Genomic DNA, 21,401 nt, shown 5'->3' on the forward strand with positions numbered 1-21,401 from the left:
GCACCTGAGGGGAGGGGGAAAGCCGAAAGGGATGAACGCCATGAGCGACACCATGGGAAGCAGCCGCCCCGAACCGTCCGGCCCGGGCGACAGGGACTCCGAGGGCGGGATCGGCGGGACCAGAAAGAACTCCCCGGCCCGGCGCGGCGGTGGCGACCCCGGCACGCGCGGACGCACCACCATCGCCGACGGTGTGGTCGAGAAGATCGCCGGGATGGCGGCCCGCGAGGTCGTGGGTGTGCACGCGATGGGCAGCGGACTGTCCCGTACGTTCGGCGCGGTGCGCGACCGGGTGCCGGGCGGTGGCAAGGCCGCGGTGGCGCGCGGGGTGAAGGCCGAGGTCGGCGAGGTCCAGACGGCGCTCGACATCGAGATCGTCGTCGATTACGGCGTGTCGATCTCGGATGTGGCCCGTGCCGTACGGGAGAACGTGATCACGGCCGTCGAGCGGATGACCGGGCTTGAGGTCGTCGAGGTCAACATCGCGGTGAGCGACGTGAAACTGCCGGACGAGGAAGAGGACGAGCCGGAGCCGCGGCTCCAGTGAGGCCCCGGTGCGGCCCGGCCCCCGACGAGGAGCGACTGAGGAGCTCAGAATGAGCATGGCGGTGATCGGACTGGTGGCCGGCATGGCGCTCGGCTTCGCCGGATACTTCGGCGGATTCGGGGCGTTCCTGCTGGTCGCGGCGTTGGGCGCGATCGGGTTCGTGGTGGGCAGGTTCTTGGAGGGCGATCTCGAACCCGGGGACTTCTTCCGTCCCCGGGACCGCGGCGACCGGCTGAGGTGACGCGCTCCGATGACGGTGTCGTCGACGGCGTCGCCGGGCTCCTCCGGCTCCGGCGCGCCCGCGCGTGCCACCACTCCGGGTCGTGTCGCGCCCGCCGGGCGCGGGGCGACGCGGATCGCCGACCGGGTGGTCGCGAAGATCGCCGCACAGGCGGCGCGCGAGGCACTGGGCGCGCCCCCTGAGGGCGGCAACGCGCCCCACGCGGCGGTGACGGTCCACCAGGAGGTGGCCCGGGTCCGGGTCAGCCTGGAACTCGGCTACCCCTCCGACCTCGGCGCCCAGTGCGGCGCGGTGCGTCGGCGCGTGGCCGAGCGGGTAAGGGCGTTGGCGGGCATGGAGGTGCCCGAGGTGGCGGTGCAGATCGAGCGGCTGCACGCGGCGCACACCGGTGCGGCGGACCGGGGGAGGATCACATGAGCGGGACCGGCCGGCCGGAGCGCGACGACGCGTACGGCGGCGAGGACGGCGCCACCCGGCCGCTGCCCGTCGTCATGGAGAAGACCCCCGGGGCAGGCGTCGGCGACAACGGGTTCGACCAGTCGCACTCGTCCGCCGCCTACGACCCCGTGCCCGTCCTCGCCGAGGGTGAGGACGGGGGCGGGGGCCGCCGGGCCGGGCGCTTCTGGTCCGCGCGGCGGATCCCCGCGGCCCTGGTGGCCCTGGTCGTCCTGGCCGCGTCCGGGCTGCTGCTGTACGACGTCGCGGCCGTACGCGCGGACCGCCCCGCGATGCGCTGGCGCCGCGGACTCGCGCACTGGCTGGCCCGCCACACCGTGGACGACGTGGTGGTGCTCGTCGGCGCCGGCGTCGGCGTCGCCCTCGGGCTCTGGCTGGTCGTGCTGGCGGTGACGCCCGGGCTGCGGGACGTGCTGCCGATGCGCCGCCCCTCGGCCTCGGTACGCGCCGGGCTCGACCGCTCCGCCGCCGCGCTGGTGCTGCGGGACCGGGCCATGGAGGTCCCGGGGGTGCAGTCGGTGCGGGTCAGGACGGGCCGCGCCAAGGTCGCCGTACGGGCCGTCTCGCACTTCCGCGAGCTCGACGACGTACGGGCCGATCTGGACGCCGCGCTCGGCGCGGCCATCAAGGAGCTCGGGCTCGCCGGACAGCCCGGGCTCTCCGTACGGGTGGGCCGTGCCGCCAGGAAGAGGTGACCCATGCTCAGGACCGTGAACCGGGTACTGACCGGCCTCGCCGGGCTGGCCCTGACGGCGGTGGGAGGCGCGGTCCTCGCGGCCGGGGCCGGCCTGTCGGTGCCGTCGTGGTGGCCGTGGACGGACACCGGCGACGTCCTGCTCAGCCGGGCCCGCCGCGAACGCTGGCACGACCACGGCTGGTGGTGGCCGACGGTGATCGCCGCGCTCGCCGTGCTCGTCCTGCTCACCCTGTGGTGGCTGCTCGCCCAGCTGCGCCGGGCGCGGCTGGCCGAGGTCCTGGTGGACTCGGGCGACGGTGAGGGCGCGCTGCTGCGCGGCCGCGCCCTGGAGACGGTGCTGGCGGACGAGGCGGAGGCGCTGCCGGGCGTGGCCCGCGCCCGGGCGACCCTGCACGGCCGCCGCACCACGCCCGCCGCCCGTGTGGCCCTGCTCCTGGAACCCCACGCGGCCCCCGCCGACGCCCTCTCCCGCCTCACCACGGAGTCCCTGGCCCACGCCCGCGACTCGGCCGGCCTCGCGGCCCTCCCGGCCGAGGTCCGTATGCGCGCCGTCAAACACCGCGCCCACCGCGTGACCTGACCCCGGCCCGGCCCGGACCGCCTCGGTCCCGGTCCAGCCTGCCGCGGACCCGCCCGGCCCGCCTCGACACCCGCCGGGCGGCGCGCCGCTCGCCCAGCGCGTCGAGGAGCGCGGCGAGAGCGCCCAACCCGGCCGCCAGAGCGGGCCGATGGGCAACGGGGTCCTCCCGGGCCAGCCGGGTGTACAGCTCGACGCTCTCCTCGGCGGCCTCCCGGGCGGGCGCGTACCGCTCCAGCGCGCCCAGCACCGCGGCGAGCGCGCCGAGCGCCCCGGCCAGCGGTTCGCGGTGGGCGCCGGGGCCCGTGGCCGCCAGCTCGCGCCGGACGGCCACCGACCGCTCGACGGGCCCGAGCGCCTCCGCGTACCGGCCGGCGTGGGCCAGCAGTGCGGCGTGTCCGGCGAGCGCCTCGGCGAGGTCCGGCAGGTAGGTGCCGGGCCGTACGGCGGCCAGCGCCTCGGCCATGGCGAGGATGTCCGCCGAGTCGGCCAGCGCCTCGTCGTACCGGGACGTGAACTCCGGTTCCTCCATGGGGCGTTCCTACCCCCTCGCCGGGCCGGGCGCCTGCCGTTCCGGCGGGCTCAGAAACCGTGTCGGGCGCCGCCGTCCACCGGCAGCATCACTCCCGTCAGGTACGAGGCGGCCGGTGAGAGCAGGAACGCGGCCGTGCGGCCGAACTCCTCGGGGGTGCCGTAGCGGCGCAGGGGGATGCGGGACTCGTTGGCCGTGCGGGCGGCCTCCGCGTCGCCGGAGAGGGCGTCCAGCTGGCGCACCCGGTCGGTGTCGATGCGGGACGGGAGCAGGCCGACCACGCGGATGCCGCGCGGGCCCAGTTCGTCCGCGAGGGACTTGGCGAAGCCCGCGAGGCCCGGGCGCAGGCCGTTGGAGACGGTCAGGCCGGGGATGGGCTCGTGGACCGAGGCCGACAGGACGAAGCCGATCACCCCGCCCTCGTCCAGCTCCTCCGCCGCGGTGCGCGCCATCCGTACCGCGCCCAGGAACACCGACTCGAAGGCCGACCGCCACTGCTCGTCGGTGTTGTCGGCGACGAAGCCGGGCGGCGGCCCGCCGACGCTGATCAGTACGCCGTCGAAGCGGCCGAACCGTTCGCGGGCGGTGGCGATCAGCCGGGAGGCTGCGGCGGGGTCGGCGTTGTCGACGGCCACGCCCAGCGCGTTCGGGCCCAGCTCCCCGGCCGCCGCGGTGACCGCCTTCTCGTCGCGTCCGCTGACCACCGTCTTCGCGCCGTCGGCCGTGAGCGCCCGCGCGGCGGCGAGGCCGAGGCCCCGGGAGGCGCCGGTGACGACGTAGACGCGGTCCTTCAGTCCAAGATCCATGCGCCTATCCTGCCTCCAGCCCCATCGCGGTCGCCACCAGTCCGATGTGGCTGAAGGCCTGCGGGAAGTTGCCCAGCTGCCGGCCGGCCACCGGGTCGTACTCCTCGGCGAGGAGCCCGACGTCGTTGCGGAGCCCGAGGAGCCGGTCGAACAGCTCCCGCGCCTCCTTCTCGCGGCCGGTCAGCCGCAGCGCGTCGGCGAGCCAGAACGAGCAGACCAGGAAGGTGCCCTCGTCACCGGGCAGCCCGTCGACCGTGGCGCCCTCGGTGGAGTAGCGGCGTACGAAGCCGTCGTGGCCCAGCTCGGCGCGGACCGCGTCGACCGTGCCGATCACCCGCGGGTCGTCGCCCGGCAGGAAGCCGACCCGGGGGATGAGCAGGGTCGCCGCGTCCAGCTCGGTGGACCCGTACGACTGGGTGAAGGTGTTCCGCTCGGCGTCGAAGCCCTTCTCGCACACCTCCCGGTGCACCTCGTCCCGCATGCGCCGCCAGCGCTCCGCGTCCCCCCGCCGGGACGGGTCGGACTCCAGGGCCTTGACCGCGCGGTCCGCCGCGACCCACGCCATCACCTTGGAATGGACGAAGTGGCGGCGCTCCCCGCGCACCTCCCACAGCCCCTCGTCCGGCTCGCGCCAGCGCGCCTCCAGGAACCCGAGCAGGCTGAGCTCCACGTTCCAGGTGTGCCGCTTGGCAGCCATGCCGGAGGTGCGGGCCAGATGGAGGGAGTCGATGACCTCGCCGTACACGTCGAGCTGGAGCTGTTTGACGGCGGCGTTGCCGATCCGGACCGGGGCGGAGTCCAGATGGCCCTTGAGCCAGGGCAGTTCGAGCTCCGGCAGCCGCCGCTCGCCGCCGAGGCCGTACATGATCTGGAGGTCGGCCGGGTCGCCCGCGACCGCCCGCAGCAGCCAGTCGCGCCAGGCCGCCGCCTCGTCGAGGTAGCCCGCCGAGACCAGCGCGTCCAGCGTCAGCGTCGAGTCGCGCAGCCAGCAGTAGCGGTAGTCCCAGTTGCGCACGCCCCCGATCTCCTCGGGGAGCGAGGTGGTCGGGGCGGCGACGATGCCGCCGGTCGGTGCGTAGGTGAGGGCCTTCAGGGTGATCAGGGAGCGGACGACGGCGTCCCGGTAGGGGCCGCAGTCGCGGCACTTGCCGGCCCACGCGCGCCAGTCCTCCAGGCTCTGCTCCAGCGCCTCGTACGGATCGATTATCGACGGGCGCGGTTCGTGCGAGGGGTGCCAGGTGAGCACCATCGCGACCTTCTCGCCGGCGTCGACGGTGAACGACGAGCGGGTGCTGAGCTGCTGCCCCCACGTCTTGACCTCGGGGTCGGTGCGCAGCCAGACCGAGTCGGGGCCGGCGACCGCGACCCGGTGGCCGTCGGCGCGGCGCACCCAGGGCACCACCCGGCCGTAGTCGAAGCGCAGCCGCAGCACGGAGTTCATCTCCACGCTGCCGCTGATGCCCTCGACGATCCGGACGACGTCGGGCGCGGTGTCGCGCTGCGGCATGAAGTCGAGGACGCGTACGGTCCCGCCGCGGGTCTCCCAGACGGACTCCAGGACGAGCGAGTCGTCGAGGTAGGCGCGGCGCGTGCAGTCCCCGGCACCCGCCGGGGCGATCCGCCAGTGGCCGTTGTCGTCGTCGCCCAGCAGCGCCGCGAAACAGGCCGCGGAGTCGAAGCGCGGCAGGCACAGCCAGTCGATGGAGCCGTCCCGGCCGACGAGGGCGGCGGTCTGGAGGTCGCCGATGAGGGCGTAGTCCTCGATGCGTTGGATGCGTCGCGTCACGCTCTGGCGTGTTCCCGCCCGGTGGAATTGTCAATCAGCCAGGTGCGTCACTCCGTACGGCCGGACGCTCCCGACCGGCGCGGACGGGGGCGCGAGGGCGCGCCGGTCAGGCGGCCGCGGGCGCCGGCGCGGCCGTGTCGCCCTTCGCCGCGGCCTCGGCCCGGTCGCGCTTCTCGCGGCGCACCAGGATCACCCAGCCGACCGGGACCCCGGCGGTGAACAGCCACCACTGGACGGCGTACGCCATGTGGGGCCCGATGGAGGAGTGGTCCGGGGCCGGGATCAGTTCGGGGGAGTTGCCGGGGGGCTCGGGCGCGGTCTGCTCGATGTAGCCGCCCAGGACCGGGCGGCCGAGCGCCTTCTGCTGCTGGGCGCTGCTGATCAGCATCACCTGGCGGGGCGGCAGGCCCTTGACGTCCTTGATGCCGCTGGCCGCGGTCGTCTGGTCGGCCATCAGCCGTCCGGTGACGGTGACCTCGCCCCGGGGCGGGGCCGGGATGCGGGGGAACTCCGTCTGGCTGCCGTTGTCCGCCACCCAGCCGCGGTTGATCAGCACGGTGGGTCCGGCGTCGAGGACGAACGGGGTGAGGACGTGGTAGCCGACCCGTCCGTCGGCGGCGGTGCGGCGGCGCACCACGACCTCGTGGGCGGTGTCGTAGGTGCCGGTGGCGGTGACCCGGCGCCAGTACTGGGCGTGCGGGACGGTGTGACCGGGGGAGGTGAGCGCGGTCACCGGGACCGGCTCGGCCTTCAGGTTGGCCGCGATGACGCCGTTCTGGGCCACGCGGTGCTGGTGGCGGTGCAGCTGCCAGAAGCCCAGCTCGATCATCGTGGGGATGAGAACGAGGGCGAGGAGGGTGACGAGCACCCACTGCCGGGACAACAGGAAGCGGTACACCCCACGACGGTACAACTCCGGCGCGGGGTGTTCTCACGGGGGTCGGGGTACGCGGGTCAGACCTTGTCGACGATGCCCACCTGGCCCTCCGCTCGGGCGCAGTGCCCGCCGCAGTACCAGTGCCCCTCGACCTCGACGCCCTGGCCGATGATCTGGACCCGGCAGTGTTCGCAGATGGGCGCCATGCGGTGGATGGCGCACGAGAAGCAGTCGAAGACGTGCACCGCGCCCTGCGCGTGCACCTCGAAGGACATCCCGTAGTCGTTCCCGCAGACCTCGCAACGTGCCATGCGCCACAGGGTGGAGCGTGCCGCGCCGGAACACCGGACGGCACGCCACGCGGTCACCCGTCTGCCGGAGCCACGTCCCGCAGCAGCTGGGTGAAGGCCGCCTCGTCGATGACCGGGGTGCCGAACGCCTTCGCCTTCACGGTCTTGGAGGTCGCCGAGTCCGGGTCGTTGGTGACCAGCAGGCTGGTGAGCCGCGAGACGCTGCTCGCCACGTGCAGCCCGGCCTCGACCGCGCGGTCCTCCAGGAGGTCGCGGTCGATGGAGGTGTCACCGGAGAACGCCACCCGCATGCCCTGCTTGAGTGGTTTGTCCGCTTCGTAACGCCCGGGGTTGGGGTACGGGCACGCCGGGCGCTTGCGCGCGGGGCGCCAGCTCGAACTCCGTCCGTACGGCCCCGTCGCCTGGTAGCCGATGCGGGGGGTGGCGGGCCCGTCCGACCACTCGGTGAGCGGGCGGCATTCGAGCAGCGGCAGCCGCGCCCCGACCCGCGCCGCCTGGTGCAGGCTCGGGCGGAACGCCTCGGCCAGCACGCGCGCGTCGTCCAGGGCGTGGTGCGCGCGCTGCTGCACCACTCCGTAGTGCGCGGCCAGCGACTCCAGTTTGTGGTTGGGCAGCGGCAGGGCGAGCTCCTTGGAGAGCGCGATGGTGCACAGCCGCTGGCGCACCGGCGCCGCGCTCTTCGCCCGTGCGTACTCCCGCGCGATCATCTGCCAGTCGAAGATCGCGTTGTGCGCGACCAGGACCCGCCCGTCCAGGCGCTCGGCGAACTCCCCGGCGATGTCCGGGAAGAGCGGCGCGCCCGCCAGGACGTCGGTGGTCAGACCGTGGATCCAGACCGGGCCGGGATCGCGCTCGGGGTTCACCAGCGTGTACCAGTGGTCCTCGACGTTGCCCTGGGCGTCCAGGCGGTAGACGGCAGCAGAGACTATCCGGTCGTCGCGGGCGAGGCCGGTGGTCTCCACGTCGACGACCGCGTACCCCTGCGGGTAGGCGGCCGGCCACGTCGCTGCTGCTGTCGTACGGTCGTCGAGCATGGTCACAGAGAATACGGGGCCGCACTGACAGTCCGACCGGCGCCCGTCAACGCGGCTGTGCGAGCAGGCCGTCCACGAGGGCCCGCACCGACACCGCGAACAGCCGCTCCGCGTCCGGCGGCCGGGCCAGCGCGCGGGCGAGCTCGGGGTCGTGCCCGGCGGGCGCGGTGTGCCACAGCTCGTCCTCGCCGGGGTGCTGGGCGGGGGCGCGTTCGCGGTAGCGCTCGACCAGGACGTGGCCGACGACCTGGAACTGCACGGCCCGCACCAGCCGCGCGGCCGCGCTCCCGCGCAGCCCCGCCGTGTGCACCTCGTGGACCAGGGCCTGCTGGGCGGGCAGGAACATCCGGTCGGTCAGGCCGCGTTCGTGGACCATCGCGATCAGGTGCGGGCGCGCGCGCAGCTCCCGGCGCAGCGCCGTGGCGACCGAGACGATCCGGGCGGCCGGGGTGCGCCCGCGCGGCCGGATCTCGCCCAGCTCCCGCACGGTCCGCTCCACGAGCGCGTCGAGCAGCGACTCGCGGTTGCCGACGTGCCAGTAGATCGAGGTGACCGCCGTGCCCAGCTCCGCCGCCAGCTTGCGCATGGTCAGGGCGGCCGGGCCGTGCTGTCTGACCAGGGACCCGGCGGCCGCCAGGATCTCCTCACGGCTCAGAGACGTACGCGTCATGGCCCGCGCCTCCCAACTCCGGTGCCCGCACGGCCCTTTACCCTTCATCGGGCTCGGTGTAACTGTGTTACAGACCCGGGGGACCGCACGGCGAGGCACGACCCAGGAAGGGTGGTACGCCATGGCACGTGTACGGTACGGCGCGCGGACCGAGGACGAGATCCGGGCCGCGCGCACCGCGAGCTCACGTCTCCCCGACATCTGGTCCACCGGGGTGGTGGCCGTCTGGGAGAGCGATCCCGACGCGGTGGCGGCCGTGCTGCCACCGCCGCTCAAGCCCGCCGGGGATTCACTCGTACGGGCCAACATCAGCCGGGTCGACCTGCCCGGCTACCCGCTGGGCGCGGGCTCGGTGGCGGTCTCCGCCGTGCACGACGGGCAGCCCGGCTGGTATCCGCTGGTGATGCCGATGACCCACGAGCGGGCGCTGATCGGCGGACGCGAGGTCTTCGGCGAACCCAAGAAGCTCGGCGAGGTCACCGTCGAACGGGACGGACTCGTCGTGCGGGCCGCGCTCGCCCGGCACGGCATCGCCTTCGTGGAGGTGCGCGGCGCCGTCGACCGGGCCCTGCCGCTGCCGGAGCCCGCCGAGAAGGTCGACTTCTACTTCAAGTTCCTGCCGGCCGTGGACGGCGAGGGCTTCGACGCGGACCCGGTGCTGGTGCACTGCGTACGCCACGAGAAGGTCCGCAGGCTGGAGCGGATCACCGGCGACGTGGTGCTGCGCGAGTCCATGTACGACCCCGTGGCGGACCTGCCCGTGCACCGCGTCGTGGAGATCACGATCGGGGAGAAGACCACCGACCAGCGGGGCCGGGTGGTGACACGGGTCAGCGCGCGGGACCTGTTGCCGTACATCCACCAGCGCTACGACGACCCGGCGCAGATCCTCGACGGGCCGCCCGCGGGGAGCGCGTGATGCGGCTCGCCGAGGGGCAGGTCGCCGTCGTCACCGGCGCGGCGAGCGGGATCGGGCTCGCCCTGGCCCGCCGGTTCGCGGCCGAGGGGCTGCGCGTGGTCCTCGCGGACGTCGAGGAGGCGGCCCTGGAGAAGGCGGCCGCGGAGCTGCGCGAGGAGGGGGCGCGGGTCCACGCGCGCGTGGTCGACGTCTCCGAGCGCGCGTCCGTGCGGGAGCTCGCGGACGCGGCGTACGACACGTTCGGCGCCGTCCACGTCCTGTGCAACAACGCGGGCGTGGGCTCGGGCGCCGAGGGCCGGATGTGGGAGCACGAGGTCAACGACTGGAAGTGGGCCTTCGCGGTCAATGTGTGGGGCGTCTTCCACGGCATCCAGGCGTTCGTCCCCCGCATGATCGCGTCCGGCGAGCCCGGCCACGTCGTCAACACCTCCTCCGCCGACGGGGGGATCGCGCCGCTGCCCACCGCGTCCGTGTACGCGGTCACCAAGGCCGCCGTCGTCACCATGACCGAGTCGCTGTACGCGCATCTGCGGGCCGAGCACGCGCGCGTGGGCGCGTCCGTGCTCTTCCCCGGACCCCACATGCTGCGCACCGGCCTGTGGGAGTCGCACCGCAACCGGCCCGCCCGGTACGCCAAGGAGCGCCCGCGCAAGGCGCCCTACCGCAGCCTCGGCCAGTGGGAGGCGGCGATGCGGGAGGCCGGGCACGAGATCGCGTTCACCCCCGTCGAGGAGGTCGCCGCAACGGTCGTCGACGGCATCCGCGCCGACCGCTTCTGGATGCTCCCGGAGAGCGAGCACAGCGACCGCCAGATCAGGGCGAGGTCGCGCTCGATGCTGGACCGGGCCAACCCGTCGTACCTGGAGAGCTTCATTCTCGACTGACCCGCGAGGAGTCCGTCATGCCGCAGCAGCACAGCACACCCGAGGGCGGGCACCACGACCCGTACCTGATCATCTCCTCCGACTGCCACGCCGGGCTCCCCACCGAGCGGTACCGGCCCTACCTCGACGCCCGCTTCCACCGGGACTTCGACGACTTCCTCGACGGGCGCGAGCGCCGCCGCGAGGAGATGACCCGGCTCGGGGTCCGCAACGAGGCCTTCGCGGACCGGTGGTTCGCCGACAACGAGGAAGGCCTCAAGGGCGGCTGGGACCCCACCCGCAGGCTCAAGGAGCTCGACGGGGACGGGGTGGCCGCCGAGGTCGTCTTCCCCGACGCGGACGCCGTCGACAGCCGCACCGCCGCCCCCTTCGGCGTCGGCCTCGGCCTCTCCGGCGACCAGGACCCCGACCTCGGCATGGCGGGCGCGCAGGCGCACAACCGCTGGCTCGCCGAGTTCGTCGGCGGCACTCCCGAGGACGCGGCACGGCACTGCGGGGTCGCCCTGCTGCCGGTCACCGGCGACGTCGGCCGGGTGGTCGCGGAGATCCACCGGGCCAGGGAGTCCGGGCTCGGCGCGCTGATGATCCCCTCGATGTGGGTCGACAAGGCCCCCTACCACGACCGCCGTTACGACCCCGTCTGGGCGGCGGCCGCCGAGACCGCGATGCCGGTCCTCACCCATTCGGGCGCCGCACCCCGCCACGAGTACGGCGACCACCTCGGCATCTACGTCAGCGAGGTCACCTGGTGGCCCGCCCGGCCGCTGTGGTTCCTGCTCTGGTCCGGCGTCTTCGAACGCCACCCCGGGCTGCGCTTCGGCGTCGCGGAGTCGGGCTGCTGGTGGCTGCCGAACCTGCTGTGGTTCATGGACCGGCTCTATCTGGGCGCGCACGGAGGCAAGAAGCTCTCGCCGTTCGCCGAGCTCAAGCGGCCGCCCAGCGAGTACCTGGACCGCCAGGTCTTCGTCTGCGCCACCAACACCAAGCGGCGCGAACTCGCCCAGCGCTACGAGATCGGCGTCGACAACATCCTCTGGGGCTCCGACTTCCCGCACCCCGAGGGCACCTGGCCGCACACCCGGGAGTGGCTGCGCAGGACCTTCCACGACATCCCCGTCGCCGAGACGCGCCGGATGCTGGGCCTGGCGGCGGCGGAGGTCTTCGGCTTCGACACCGCGAAGCTGGCCCCGCTGGCCCGCCGCATCGGCCCGACCCCGGCCGAACTCGGGCAGAGCGAGGACCAGTCGGCCGTCGAGGCGTCCTGGGCGCGCTCGCGGGAGGTGGGACGCCACTGGCTCACCGACCACGACTTCCCCGTCCTGGGGGTGTCGTGAACGCCGACCGCTACACGGTGATCTCGGCCGACTGCCACGCGGGCGCCGACCTCCTCGACTACAAGCCGTACCTGGAGAAGCGGTACCACGACGACTTCGACGCCTGGGCCGCCACCTACGTCAACCCCCACGAGGACCTGCTGGCCGACACCGCCGACCGCAACTGGAACTCCGCGCGGCGGGTGGCCGAGCTGGAGGCGGACGGGATCGTCGCCGAGGTGGTCTTCCCCAACACCATCCCGCCGTTCTTCCCCTCGGCCGCGCTCATGGCGCCCACGCCGACCGGCGAGGAGCTGGAGCGGCGCTGGGCCGGGCTGCGGGCGCACAACCGCTGGCTGGCCGACTTCTGCGCCCGGGAGCCGGGCCGCAGGGCGGGCGTCGCACAGATCCTGCTGGGCGACGTCGACGCGGCGGTGGCCGAGATCCACCGGACGAAGGAGGCGGGCCTGACCGGCGGCATCCTGCTCCCGGGCGCCCCGCCCGGCTCGGGCGTGCCCGAGCTGTACTCGGACGTGTACGACCCGATCTGGGCGGCCTGCGCCGACCTCGGCGTACCGGTCAACCACCACGGCGGCTCCGCTTCGCCGCCGCTGGGGGAGGAGCCCGCCGCCCGGGCCGTCTTCATGGTCGAGACGACCTGGTTCTCGCACCGCGCGCTCTGGCACCTGATCTTCGGCGGCGCCTTCCACCGCCACCCGGCACTGAAACTGATCCTCACCGAACAGGGCTCCGGCTGGATCCCCGGGGTGATGGACATGCTCGACTACTACCACCAGCGCCTGGTGGCGGCGGCGACCCGGGCGGCCACCGCGGAGTCCAAGTTCGGCGCGGGCCTGGCCGAGTCCATGGGCAGGGGCCCCAGCCGGGTCTGGCGCGAGAACTGCTACGTCGGCGCCAGCTTCATGCGCCCCCACGAGGTGCCCCTGCGCGACCGGATCGGCCTCGACAAGATCATGTGGGGCAGCGACTATCCGCACGACGAGGGCACCACCCCGTACTCCCGCGAGGGCCTGCGGATCGCGTACGCGGGCCTGCCACCGGAGGAGGTGGCCGCGATGGTGGGCGGCAACGCGGCCCGCGTCTACGGCTTCGACCTGACGCTCCTCGACCCGATCGCGGCGAAGGCGGGCCCGACCGTCGCGGAGATCGCCGAGCCCCTGAAGGAGGTCCCGCCGGACGCCACGAGCCCGGTGTTCGCGCGGGGCGGGTCGGTACGGGTGTGGTGAGGCGGGGGGTGAGACCCTTCGCCGCATGACGGAAGCGGAGACGGCCGAGGGCCACGACGAGGCCCACCGGAGCGGCCTCGGAACGCGCCTGAACTGGCTGCGGGCGGCGGTCCTGGGCGCCAACGACGGCATCGTGTCCACGGCGGGCCTCGTCGTCGGCGTGGCCGGCGCGACGGACGACCGCTCCGCCCTGCTGACGGCGGGTCTCGCGGGCCTGCTGGCGGGCTCGATGTCCATGGCGGCGGGCGAGTACGTCTCCGTCTCCACCCAACGCGACTCCGAGAAGGCCGCGCTGGCGATGGAGCGGCGCGAACTGCGGGAGGAGCCGGAGGCCGAACTCGACGAGCTGACCGGCCTGCTGGAGGACCGCGGCCTCAGCGCCGAACTGGCACGGGAGGCGGCGGAGCAGCTCACCGAACGCGACGCCCTGCGCGCCCACGCGCGCGTGGAGCTCGGCATCGACCCCGACGAACTGGCCAACCCCTGGCACGCGGCGGGCGCCAGCTTCCTCGCCTTCACGGCGGGCGCGCTGCTCCCCCTCCTCGCCATCGTCCTGCCCCCGTCCCCGGTCCGCCTGTACGTGACGGTCGTCTCGGTCCTGGCCGCCCTGACCCTGACGGGCTGGTGGAGCGCCCGCCTCGGCGCGGCCCCGGTGGGGGCGGCGGTGCTGCGGAACGTGGGTGGGGGTGCGGTGGCGATGGGGGTGACGTATGCGGCGGGGGTGGCGTTGGGGGCGGCGGGGGTGTGAGGGGTCAGGGGCGGGTTCGGTAGAGGTCCAGCCGTTCCGGGGGGATCTGGTCGGCCCCGAGGAGGGGTGTGCCGCTGGGGGCCCTGATGGTGAGGTCGGGCAGGTCCGCCAACGGAGCGAGATCGATGGGGTGTTCGGCTGTCGTCGACCGGGAGAGCCACAGCGTGGTCAATCGGGGAAGCTCACGCAGAGCGCCCAGTCCGGCCGGGAGTCCGCAGTCGATCAAGGACAGACTGCTGAGTCCGGTGGCGCCCCTGAGCAGGCGCAGATCCACGGATCCGACCTCATGCATCCCCAGTTGGGTAAGCCGTCCGAGCAGGGTGGGCATCGCGCACAGTTCCCTTAGTTGCGCCTGTCCGGCGAGCGTCAGACCGGTGAGGAGAGGCCAGCGTTCGATCCCGGCGAGACTCGCGTACCGGATCTGGCGCTCAAGTACCAGCGTGGTCAGCTGGGGTCCCAGGGGCAGTTCGGCGACGCTCTCGATGAGTGCGGGATGCCCGATGAAGGCGCTCTTGAGGCCCGTCGCCTCCCGCAGAGGTTCCAGCGGGAGTTCCGGATCGAGCAGGTAGAGGGAGATGTGCTCAAGGCCGGGCCGGGCGATCGGGGACAGGTCCCGCAGTGCCGAACATCGGCTCAGGCCCAGCTCCCTGAGCCGGGGGAGCGAGGCCAGCGGAGCGAGATCCGTGAGGTCCATGCTGCCGTAGACGAAAACCTCTTCCACCCCTCGCACCTCCGTCAGGGGGCTGAGATCGGCATGGCTGCCCGTCACATGGATGCGCTGGGCGTCGGGGACCAGCCGGAGGGCGAGCAGCTGCTCCGGAGTCGTGGCGGTCAGCACGGCTCGGTCCCAGGCCCCCGCCGCCAGCACCTCCCGCGCGTACTCCTCGGTGTCGAACGCCCCCCAGGCACTGGATACCTGCTCGGCGACCCGCCACCTCCCATCCCCCCGGAACCGCGAAATCACCTCGAACGCCGCATCCCCCCTGATCGCCGCGGCCGTCCGCACCACCGCCCCCGCCTCGTACTCATCAAGCCCCTCCGGACCGGGGAGCAGCCCCAGCACCAGCTCTCCCACCTTCGCCAGCTTCTCCGCGTCGTCCAGGCTCCGAGGCGGCAGCAGCTCCCGCGTCCGCGCCTCGACCGACTCCCGGATCGCCGGGTCCAGTTCGGGTGCGTGCTCCAGGCACGCCGCCGCCAGCAGGACCAGCCGGTGGCGCAGCTTCGGGGCGCGGTCGGCCCGGCGGAGCAACTGCTTCAGCAGCCGCGCCCGCTCGTCCGCGCGCGCGTGGCCCACCGCCATCTGCACCACGTCGTCCCAGGTGTCGTCGTGCGCGTTGGCCGCGAGCACGCCGAAGTCGCGGGACTCCACCGCCGCCTTCGCGCCCAGGTAGTCCTGGAAGGTGCGGTGCACGAAGCCGACCGTCCCCGGCGCCGGTTCGCGCAGCAGGCCGCTGCGGATCAGCAGATGCGCGAAGACCTGCTCCGCGGTGCCCCGTACTTGCGGCATCGCGGTGAGCCAGTCGGCGATCATCTCCCTGACCTCGCCCTGCTCGGCCTCGACCTGGGCGTTGCGGATCAGCCAGTACGCCAGGCGCTGGAGGAGCGCGGTCTGCTCCTCCCGGGTGAGTTCGACGCCCTCCACGCCCGCGATCTCGCGTTCGGTGTCCCGCCGTACGAGCAGCATGTCCAGGGCCGCGTCGTACAGCTCCTTCCTGGCGCGCGGCAGCTGCATCCGGCGGTCCCGGTTGAGCGCGCACAGCAGGGCGCACATCAGCGGGTTGGTGGCGAGCCGGCCCAGGTCGCGGCGGCTGCCCACGGCCTGCCGCAGGGAGGTCTCGTACGTCGCCAGCCGCGCGCGCTCCACCTCGCCCAGGCACTCGCCGCGCGCGGCGTCGTGCCAGTGGCCGATGAAGGCGCGGATGTCGTCGCGGTCCATCGGCAGCAGTGAGTGGGCCGCGAAGCCCTGCCGGGAGAGCCAGTCCACGGGCACCGCGGAGGGACGCGTGGTGACGACGTACCGGGCGTTGGGGAAGGCCGCGATCAGCGACTTCAGCCAGGCCTCGGTGCGGTGGCGCAGCCGGACGGGGACCTCGTCCACCCCGTCCACCAGCACCAGCCCGCGGCCCCCCGCCAGCACCTGCTCCACCCATCCGGCGGGCGCCGCCCCGTGCAGCGGCACCCCGGCCGCCCGCAGGAACTCGTCGGGGAGCGGCAGCGCGTCCGCCTGGGTGAAGGCGCGCAGCCGCAGCACGAAGGGGACGCACCGGTTCCAGTCCGCCAGCTCGCCGGTGAAGCTGCGCCGGGCCGCGTTGAGGGCCAGCCACTGCACCAGCGTGCTCTTCCCGGAGCCCGCGGGGCCGCGCAGCACCAGCCGGTCGGCGCCGGCGAGCGCCTGCTCGGCCTTGACCGCGACCTGCTCGCCCCGGGCCGGGCCGAAGTCCGCGCGCTCCCCGCTCACCGCGAGGCTGATGTAGGCCGTGTCCAGCGCCCACTCGCCGCGCGAGCGCCCCAGGGTCAGCCCGAACAGCTCCAGCCGCCCGTGCGTCTCGGTCACATAGGCCGCGTACCGCTCCTCGAAGCTCAGGGCCGCCGCCTGTGGTCGCGGGCCGAGCCGGTCGCGTACGTCCGTCATCAGCGCGTGTGTCCGCCCCGCCGCGCGCGCCTGCTCCACCGCCGCCCGGGCGGCGAACGCGGGGTGCGCGGTCAGCTGCTCGACCACATGGGCGCAGCAGAGCCCCAGCAGCTCTTCGTACAGCGCCTCGCCGGGACCCGGGTGCGGGCGGCGGAGCCCTGCCCGCAGCCGCTCGGGGTCCAGGTCCAGGGAGAACAGGTACGCGGGAGTGATCTCGCCCGCCGCCGCGAAGGCGTCCGCCACGGCCTCGGCCGCCGCCGTCCGCTCGTGCTCCGGCAGTGAGCCGTACGCGTCGGCGAGGCGCCGCCCGAGGACCTTCGCCAGCCGCTCCGGCGACGCGGGCTTCGGCAGTGGACGCACGGCCGGACGGACGGGCCCGGCCACCAGGCCCGCGCCGGGTCTCGGGCTCAGGAGCGACTTGGCGACGGTGGAGGCCACCGTCCCGGCCAGCCGTAAGAACGCGACTTCCATGCCTGACACGGCAGTTGACCTCCCCAGGGCCCGGAGGAGGGAATCCTACGCCGGTGGCGGGTCCGGCCGCCGGGGCGGTGCGCGGCCGTCTCGGCGGGCGGCCGACGGCGGCACAGGCGTACGGTGAGAGACGGACTCCCCGTACGGTTTTTTCCGTACGCCACTCGACTGACCAGCAAGGATCTGCCCCATGCGCGCCACCGTCATCCACGCCCCCCACGACATCCGGGTGGAGGACGTGCCCGACTCCGTGGTCCAGTTGCCCACCGACGCGGTCGTCCGGGTGCTGCGGGCCTGTATCTGCGGCAGCGACCTGTGGGCCTACCGGGGCGAGTCCGCGCGGCAGCCGGGGCAGCGGATCGGGCACGAGTTCCTCGGTGTGGTCGAGGAGGCGGGCTCCGAGGTGACCGGCTTCCGGGCCGGGGACCTGGTGGTCGCGCCCTTCGTGTGGTCCGACGGCTCGTGCGACTACTGCGCCGAGGGGCTCCAGACGTCCTGCCCGCAGGGCGGCTTCTGGGGCTCGGTGGGCTCCGACGGCGGCCAGGGCGAGGCGGTCAGGGTGCCGTTCGCCGACGGCACGCTGGTGAAGCTGCCCGCCGCCGCGGCCTCCGACGAGCGCCTGCTCACCGCCCTGCTGGCGCTCTCCGACGTACTCGGCACCGGCCACCACGCGGCCGTCGGCGCCGGGGTGGGGCGCGGCTCCACGGTCGCCGTCGTCGGGGACGGGGCCGTCGGCCTCTGCGGAGTCCTCGCCGCCAGGCGGCTCGGCGCCGAGCGGATCATCGCTCTCGGGCGCCACCGGGTACGTACCGACATCGCGCGGGCCTTCGGCGCCACGGACGTCGTCGCCGAGCGCGGCGAGGCCGCCGTCGACGCCGTGCGCGAGCTGACCCGGGGCCAGGGCGCGCACGCGGTGATCGAGGCGGTCGGCACCGAGCAGTCGATGCGCACGGCCGTGGAGATCACCCGCGACGGCGGCGCCATCGGCTACGTGGGCGTCCCGCACGGCAGCGGCACCGGCCTCGACCTGAGCGTCATGTTCGACCGCAACATCGCGCTGCGCGGCGGCGTCGCCCCGGTCCGCGCCTACATCCCCGAGCTGCTCCCGGACGTCCTGTCCGGCGCCGTCGACCCCTCCCCGGTCTTCGACCTGACGGTCGGCATCGACGGCGTTCCCGGCGGCTACAAGGCGATGGACGAGCGCACCGCCCTGAAGGTGCTGATCAAGCCGTAGCGCGCGGCGCCGGGGCCGGGCGGGAGAACCGCCCGGCCCGGCCCCGGAGCGACACGCTTTACCGCACCGCATGCAGGGCGTTGACGATCCCCGCCCCGTAGAACCCGCTGCGGTGCCTGCCGCCCTCGCAGACCGCGTCCGCCTTGCCGTCCCCGTCGATGTCGTACGGGACGGGGCACGCCGTCGGGTCCGCGCCCTCCTTCAGGAGCTCCTTGATCTTCCAGGCGGGCGCGTGCGGGTGCGCGGACTTCAGCAGCGCGGCCACGCCCACCACGTGCGGGGCGGCCATCGAGGTGCCCGCCATGTACGCCCACTTGCCGCCGGGCACCGGGCCGAGGATCAGCCCGCTGGTGGCCGGGGCCTGCGGCGGCTGGTAGGCCGTCGAGTCGCCGCCCGGCGCCGCCACGTCGATCACGCCACGGCCGTAGTTGGAGAACGACGACTTCAGGCCCTTGGCCCCGGTCGCGGCGACCGTGACGACCCCCGGCAGCTGGGTGGGGATGTCGAGGCAGGCGCTCGGGTCGACCGTCCGGTCGCCCGGGGTGGAGTCGTTGGGGCTGGCCGGGTCGGTGATCGAGTCGGCGGCGAGGTCGTAGCTCTCGTTGCCGGCCGCCGCCACGTTCACCGTGCCCCGGGACTCGGCGTACCGGCTCGCCCGGGTGATCGCCTCGACCAGCGCCTTCTGGTCCGGGTCGCTCTTGCAGTTGAAGTACCAGGGGTCGGTGTAATAGCTGTTGTTGGTGACGTCGACGCCGTGGTCGGCGGCCCACATGAAGCCGCAGACGACGGCCTCCGTGTAGAAGAAGCTGCCGCCCTGGGTGGACACCTTGATCGCGGCGACCTTCACCCCGGGCGCCACCCCGGTGACGCCGACGCCGTTCTTGGCCGCGGCTATCTCACCCGCCACATGGGTGCCGTGCGGGGAACCGCCGGTGGCGAACGGCCGCCAGGCGCCGTCGGTGGTGTCCGGCTTGCCGCCGATGCAGCTCACCGACTTGGAGCGGTCGAAGTTGGGCGCGATGTCCGGGTGGGTGTCGTCCACGCCCGTGTCGATGACGCCCACGGTCACCCGCGAGCTGCCCAGGGTCTTCTCGTGGGCCTTGTCGGCCTTGATGGCCTTCAGGTCCCACTGGAGCGGCTCCAGCGGGTCCTCGCCCGCCGCGGCCCCGGCGCCCGCGGCCCGGACCTCCTCGGCGGTGAGCGTCCTGGGCGTGCCGACGTCGGTGGTCGTCTGCGCCGGCAGCGGCGCCGTCCGGGTCGCCCCGGCTGACTCCACGCCCCGTACCGCCCGCATCGCCTGCGCGAAGCCGGGGGCGGCCGAGTGGGCGACGATCACGCCGATCCGGTCGTAGGACTGGACGACCGTGCCGCCGGCGGCCGTGATGGCCCGTCTGACCTTGTCGGCGTGCCCGTATCCCTTGCGGAGGTTGACGACGTAGCTGAGCGAGGAGGCGTCGGTGGCGGGGGCCGCCTGCGCGGCGCCGCCGCCGGACACGGCCGACGCCGTGCCCGGCAGGACCGCCAGCGCGGCGGCGGTCGCCATCACGGCGGAGACGGCGAGGGCGCGGTGCGTACGGGAGAAGTGCGACGTCATGGGTTCTCCATGTGACTGACGGATGTCTCGGTACGTACGGGAAGGAGCTCCGCGGCGGGCGCGACCGCTGGGGGCCGCGCCCGCCGGTCGTCGTGCTACTCGGTGACCGCGCTCAGCGCGTTGACGACGCCGTGGCCGTAGAAGCCGTTGACGCGCTTGCCGCCCTCACAGGTGGAGTCCTGGACGCCGTTGCCGTCCGGGTCGTACAGACCGGTCGGGCAGCCGGGGTTGTCGGCCTGCTCCCTGAGCATGTCCCGCAGGTCCGCCGGGGACGCCCAGCGGTGCTTGGACTTCAGCAGCGCGGCGACGCCCACGACGTGCGGGGTGGCCATCGACGTGCCCTGCTTGTAGCCGTACGCGCCGCCCGGCAGCGTCGCCAGGATGCGCCCGTTCTTGTCCGGGGTGTCCGGGATCTGGTACTTGTCCCCGCCGGGCGCGGCCACGTCGACCTGGCCGAGGCCGTAGCTGGAGTAGTACGACTTGACGTTCTGCACGCCGGTCGCCGAGACCGTGACCACGCCCGGCAGCTGGGCCGGGATGTCCGGGCACTTGGCCGGGTCCACGGTCACCGTCGGGTGCGGCGCGGGCTGGTCGTCCGGGCTGCTGGTGTCGGTGAGGGCGTGCTTGGAGAGGTCGTAGTTCTCGTTGCCGGCCGCCGCCACGTTCAGGACGCCCTTGTGCTCGGCGTACCTGCTGGCCCGGGTCACCGCGTCGAGCAGGGCCTTCTGGTCCGGGTCGCTCTTGCAGTTGAAGTACCAGGGGTCCACGTAATAGCTGTTGTTGGTGATGTCGATGTGGTGTTCGGCGGCGAAGACGAACCCGCAGACCACCGCCTCGGTGAAGAACAGCCCGCTGCCCTGCTCGGCGACCTTGATCCCGGCGACCTTCACCCCGGGCGCCACGCCCGCGACCCCGATGCCGTTGCGGGCCGCGGCTATCTCGCCCGCGACATGCGTGCCGTGGTCGCTGCCGCCCGCGTACGGCCGCCAGGCGCCCGGCGAGGTGTCGGCGACGCCGCCCACGCAGTTGGCCGACTGGGCGGCGGAGAAGTTCGGGGCGAGATCGGGGTGGGTGTCGTCCACGCCCGTGTCGATCACGCCGACGGTGACCCGGCGGCTGCCGGGGTAGATCTTGGCGGCCTTGTCGGCGCCGATGGCCCGCAGGTCCCACTGGTTGGCCTCCAGCGGCTCCTGGCCGGGCGCGGCGGCCGCCCTCGCCTTCGCGGCCTCGGCCGGGGTGAGGGCCTGGGTGGTGCCCTCCTCCGTGGTGGCCTGCGCCGTCAGCGGCGTGGTGCGGGTGGCGCCGGCCGAGGAGACGCCCCTGGCCCGGCGTATCTCCCGCGCGAACGCGGGGTTCGTGGAGTGCGCGACGACCACGCCTATCCGGTCGTAACTGACGACGACGGTGCCGCCCGCCTTGGCTATCGCGTCGCGCACCCGGGCCGAAGTGCCGTGCCCACCCGTGGTGTTGACGACGTACGACAGGTTCGGGCCGTCGGCGGCCGGGGCCGGCGCGGCCGAGGCCGTGGCCGCCGGAAGGAAGCCGAGCGAGGCCGTGAGCGCCAGACCGGCGGGGAGCGCGAGGGCCCGCCGCCGTCCGGATCCCAGATGAGCCATGGGTTCTCCACATCATCCGTGAGAGCCGTCCACCCGCGGGTCACGAGTGGACGGGTACATGACCAGCGAAGCTATCGCTGATCACACGGGCCCATCAATGAATTCGGGCGGGTTGCTCCGAGAACATCGCACCCGGGGCCGCCGCGCACGGCCAGAGCACCCGTCCGTGCGGCGGCCGCGCGGAAAAACGGCCGGTCTGAACCGAGACG

General features: G+C 73.8%; 21 protein-coding genes. 11 read left to right on the forward strand and 10 right to left on the reverse strand.

The annotated features are described in order from the left end of the window. Window positions 1–40: 40 nt before the first annotated feature. From AC069K_RS16160 to amaP, 5 genes are read left to right on the forward strand one after another with little or no spacing between them, the layout of a single operon-like run. Window positions 41–547, forward strand: a complete 507-nt coding sequence (locus AC069K_RS16160) for an Asp23/Gls24 family envelope stress response protein (protein WP_365113446.1) — start codon at window positions 41–43, stop codon at window positions 545–547. A 49-nt stretch (window positions 548–596) separates the two neighbouring features. Next, complete coding sequence (locus tag AC069K_RS16165) at window positions 597–788, forward strand: hypothetical protein (protein ID WP_358831983.1); 192 nt, start codon at window positions 597–599, stop codon at window positions 786–788. Between the two features lie 9 nt (window positions 789–797). After that, complete coding sequence (locus tag AC069K_RS16170) at window positions 798–1,205, forward strand: hypothetical protein (protein ID WP_365113448.1); 408 nt, start codon at window positions 798–800, stop codon at window positions 1,203–1,205. Continuing rightward, window positions 1,202–1,939: a DUF6286 domain-containing protein gene (locus AC069K_RS16175; RefSeq protein WP_478616413.1), complete on the forward strand. Its 738-nt coding sequence runs from the start codon at window positions 1,202–1,204 to the stop codon at window positions 1,937–1,939. The genes AC069K_RS16170 and AC069K_RS16175 overlap by 4 nt, the downstream gene beginning before the upstream one ends. Before the next feature lie 3 nt (window positions 1,940–1,942). Beyond that, window positions 1,943–2,521, forward strand: coding sequence for an alkaline shock response membrane anchor protein AmaP (amaP, locus tag AC069K_RS16180; protein WP_478616416.1), 579 nt, complete (start codon window positions 1,943–1,945; stop codon window positions 2,519–2,521). Here the strand turns inward: amaP and AC069K_RS16185 are convergent. The 7 genes from AC069K_RS16185 to AC069K_RS16215 form a co-directional block, all read right to left on the reverse strand. Beyond that, entirely contained in the window at window positions 2,493–3,050 is a 558-nt protein-coding gene (locus tag AC069K_RS16185) for a tetratricopeptide repeat protein (RefSeq protein WP_478616419.1), read from the reverse strand. The genes amaP and AC069K_RS16185 overlap by 29 nt on opposite strands. 50 nt (window positions 3,051–3,100) lie before the next feature. Next, window positions 3,101–3,856: an SDR family oxidoreductase gene (locus tag AC069K_RS16190; RefSeq protein ID WP_478616422.1), complete on the reverse strand. Its 756-nt coding sequence runs from the start codon at window positions 3,854–3,856 to the stop codon at window positions 3,101–3,103. A 4-nt stretch (window positions 3,857–3,860) separates the two neighbouring features. Next, window positions 3,861–5,642, reverse strand: a complete 1,782-nt coding sequence (locus AC069K_RS16195) for a glycoside hydrolase family 15 protein (protein WP_478616425.1) — start codon at window positions 5,640–5,642, stop codon at window positions 3,861–3,863. Between the two features lie 106 nt (window positions 5,643–5,748). Further along, the gene (locus AC069K_RS16200) at window positions 5,749–6,540 is read right to left on the reverse strand and encodes an SURF1 family cytochrome oxidase biogenesis protein (RefSeq protein ID WP_365113458.1); all 792 of its coding nucleotides are present in this window, start codon (window positions 6,538–6,540) and stop codon (window positions 5,749–5,751) included. A 56-nt stretch (window positions 6,541–6,596) separates the two neighbouring features. After that, window positions 6,597–6,830 carry a hypothetical protein gene (locus AC069K_RS16205; RefSeq protein WP_266991763.1) on the reverse strand — a complete coding sequence of 78 codons (234 nt, stop codon included), beginning with the start codon at window positions 6,828–6,830 and terminating at the stop codon, window positions 6,597–6,599. Between the two features lie 53 nt (window positions 6,831–6,883). Then, entirely contained in the window at window positions 6,884–7,870 is a 987-nt protein-coding gene (locus AC069K_RS16210; RefSeq protein WP_365113460.1) for a DEDDh family exonuclease, read from the reverse strand. A 40-nt stretch (window positions 7,871–7,910) separates the two neighbouring features. Next, window positions 7,911–8,534 carry a TetR/AcrR family transcriptional regulator gene (locus tag AC069K_RS16215; protein WP_365113462.1) on the reverse strand — a complete coding sequence of 208 codons (624 nt, stop codon included), beginning with the start codon at window positions 8,532–8,534 and terminating at the stop codon, window positions 7,911–7,913. Window positions 8,535–8,655: 121 nt separating this feature from the next. On the opposite strand from AC069K_RS16215, the gene AC069K_RS16220 reads away from it, so the two are divergent. From AC069K_RS16220 to AC069K_RS16240, 5 genes are read left to right on the forward strand one after another with little or no spacing between them, the layout of a single operon-like run. Beyond that, on the forward strand, window positions 8,656–9,453 hold the full coding sequence (locus AC069K_RS16220) for an acetoacetate decarboxylase family protein (protein ID WP_478616431.1): 798 nt from the start codon (window positions 8,656–8,658) through the stop codon (window positions 9,451–9,453). Continuing rightward, window positions 9,453–10,337, forward strand: a complete 885-nt coding sequence (locus AC069K_RS16225; protein ID WP_478616434.1) for an SDR family NAD(P)-dependent oxidoreductase — start codon at window positions 9,453–9,455, stop codon at window positions 10,335–10,337. The genes AC069K_RS16220 and AC069K_RS16225 overlap by 1 nt, the downstream gene beginning before the upstream one ends. Window positions 10,338–10,354: 17 nt before the next feature. Then, window positions 10,355–11,671 (forward strand): amidohydrolase family protein, encoded by a 1,317-nt coding sequence (locus AC069K_RS16230; RefSeq protein ID WP_478616437.1) that lies wholly within the window; start codon window positions 10,355–10,357, stop codon window positions 11,669–11,671. Then, window positions 11,668–12,897 carry an amidohydrolase family protein gene (locus AC069K_RS16235; RefSeq protein WP_365113470.1) on the forward strand — a complete coding sequence of 410 codons (1,230 nt, stop codon included), beginning with the start codon at window positions 11,668–11,670 and terminating at the stop codon, window positions 12,895–12,897. Before AC069K_RS16230 ends, AC069K_RS16235 begins: the two co-directional genes overlap by 4 nt. Window positions 12,898–12,922: 25 nt before the next feature. Next, window positions 12,923–13,645, forward strand: coding sequence for a VIT1/CCC1 transporter family protein (locus tag AC069K_RS16240; protein ID WP_478616441.1), 723 nt, complete (start codon window positions 12,923–12,925; stop codon window positions 13,643–13,645). 4 nt (window positions 13,646–13,649) lie between these two features. On the opposite strand, the gene AC069K_RS16245 is transcribed toward AC069K_RS16240, so the two are convergent. Further along, entirely contained in the window at window positions 13,650–16,748 is a 3,099-nt protein-coding gene (locus AC069K_RS16245; RefSeq protein WP_478616444.1) for an NACHT domain-containing protein, read from the reverse strand. Between the two features lie 190 nt (window positions 16,749–16,938). Here AC069K_RS16245 and AC069K_RS16250 point away from each other — a divergent pair, with 190 nt between their 5' ends. Then, window positions 16,939–17,982, forward strand: a complete 1,044-nt coding sequence (locus AC069K_RS16250; protein WP_478616447.1) for a zinc-dependent alcohol dehydrogenase family protein — start codon at window positions 16,939–16,941, stop codon at window positions 17,980–17,982. Between the two features lie 58 nt (window positions 17,983–18,040). Here AC069K_RS16250 and AC069K_RS16255 read toward each other — a convergent pair whose 3' ends face one another. Together AC069K_RS16255 and AC069K_RS16260 are read right to left on the reverse strand one after the other, a co-directional pair. Then, window positions 18,041–19,576 carry a S8 family serine peptidase gene (locus AC069K_RS16255; RefSeq protein ID WP_478616450.1) on the reverse strand — a complete coding sequence of 512 codons (1,536 nt, stop codon included), beginning with the start codon at window positions 19,574–19,576 and terminating at the stop codon, window positions 18,041–18,043. 95 nt (window positions 19,577–19,671) lie between these two features. Continuing rightward, complete coding sequence (locus AC069K_RS16260) at window positions 19,672–21,192, reverse strand: S8 family peptidase (protein WP_478616452.1); 1,521 nt, start codon at window positions 21,190–21,192, stop codon at window positions 19,672–19,674. Window positions 21,193–21,401 lie beyond the last annotated feature (209 nt).

This window comes from Streptomyces sp. NPDC043908 (assembly GCF_056435525.1).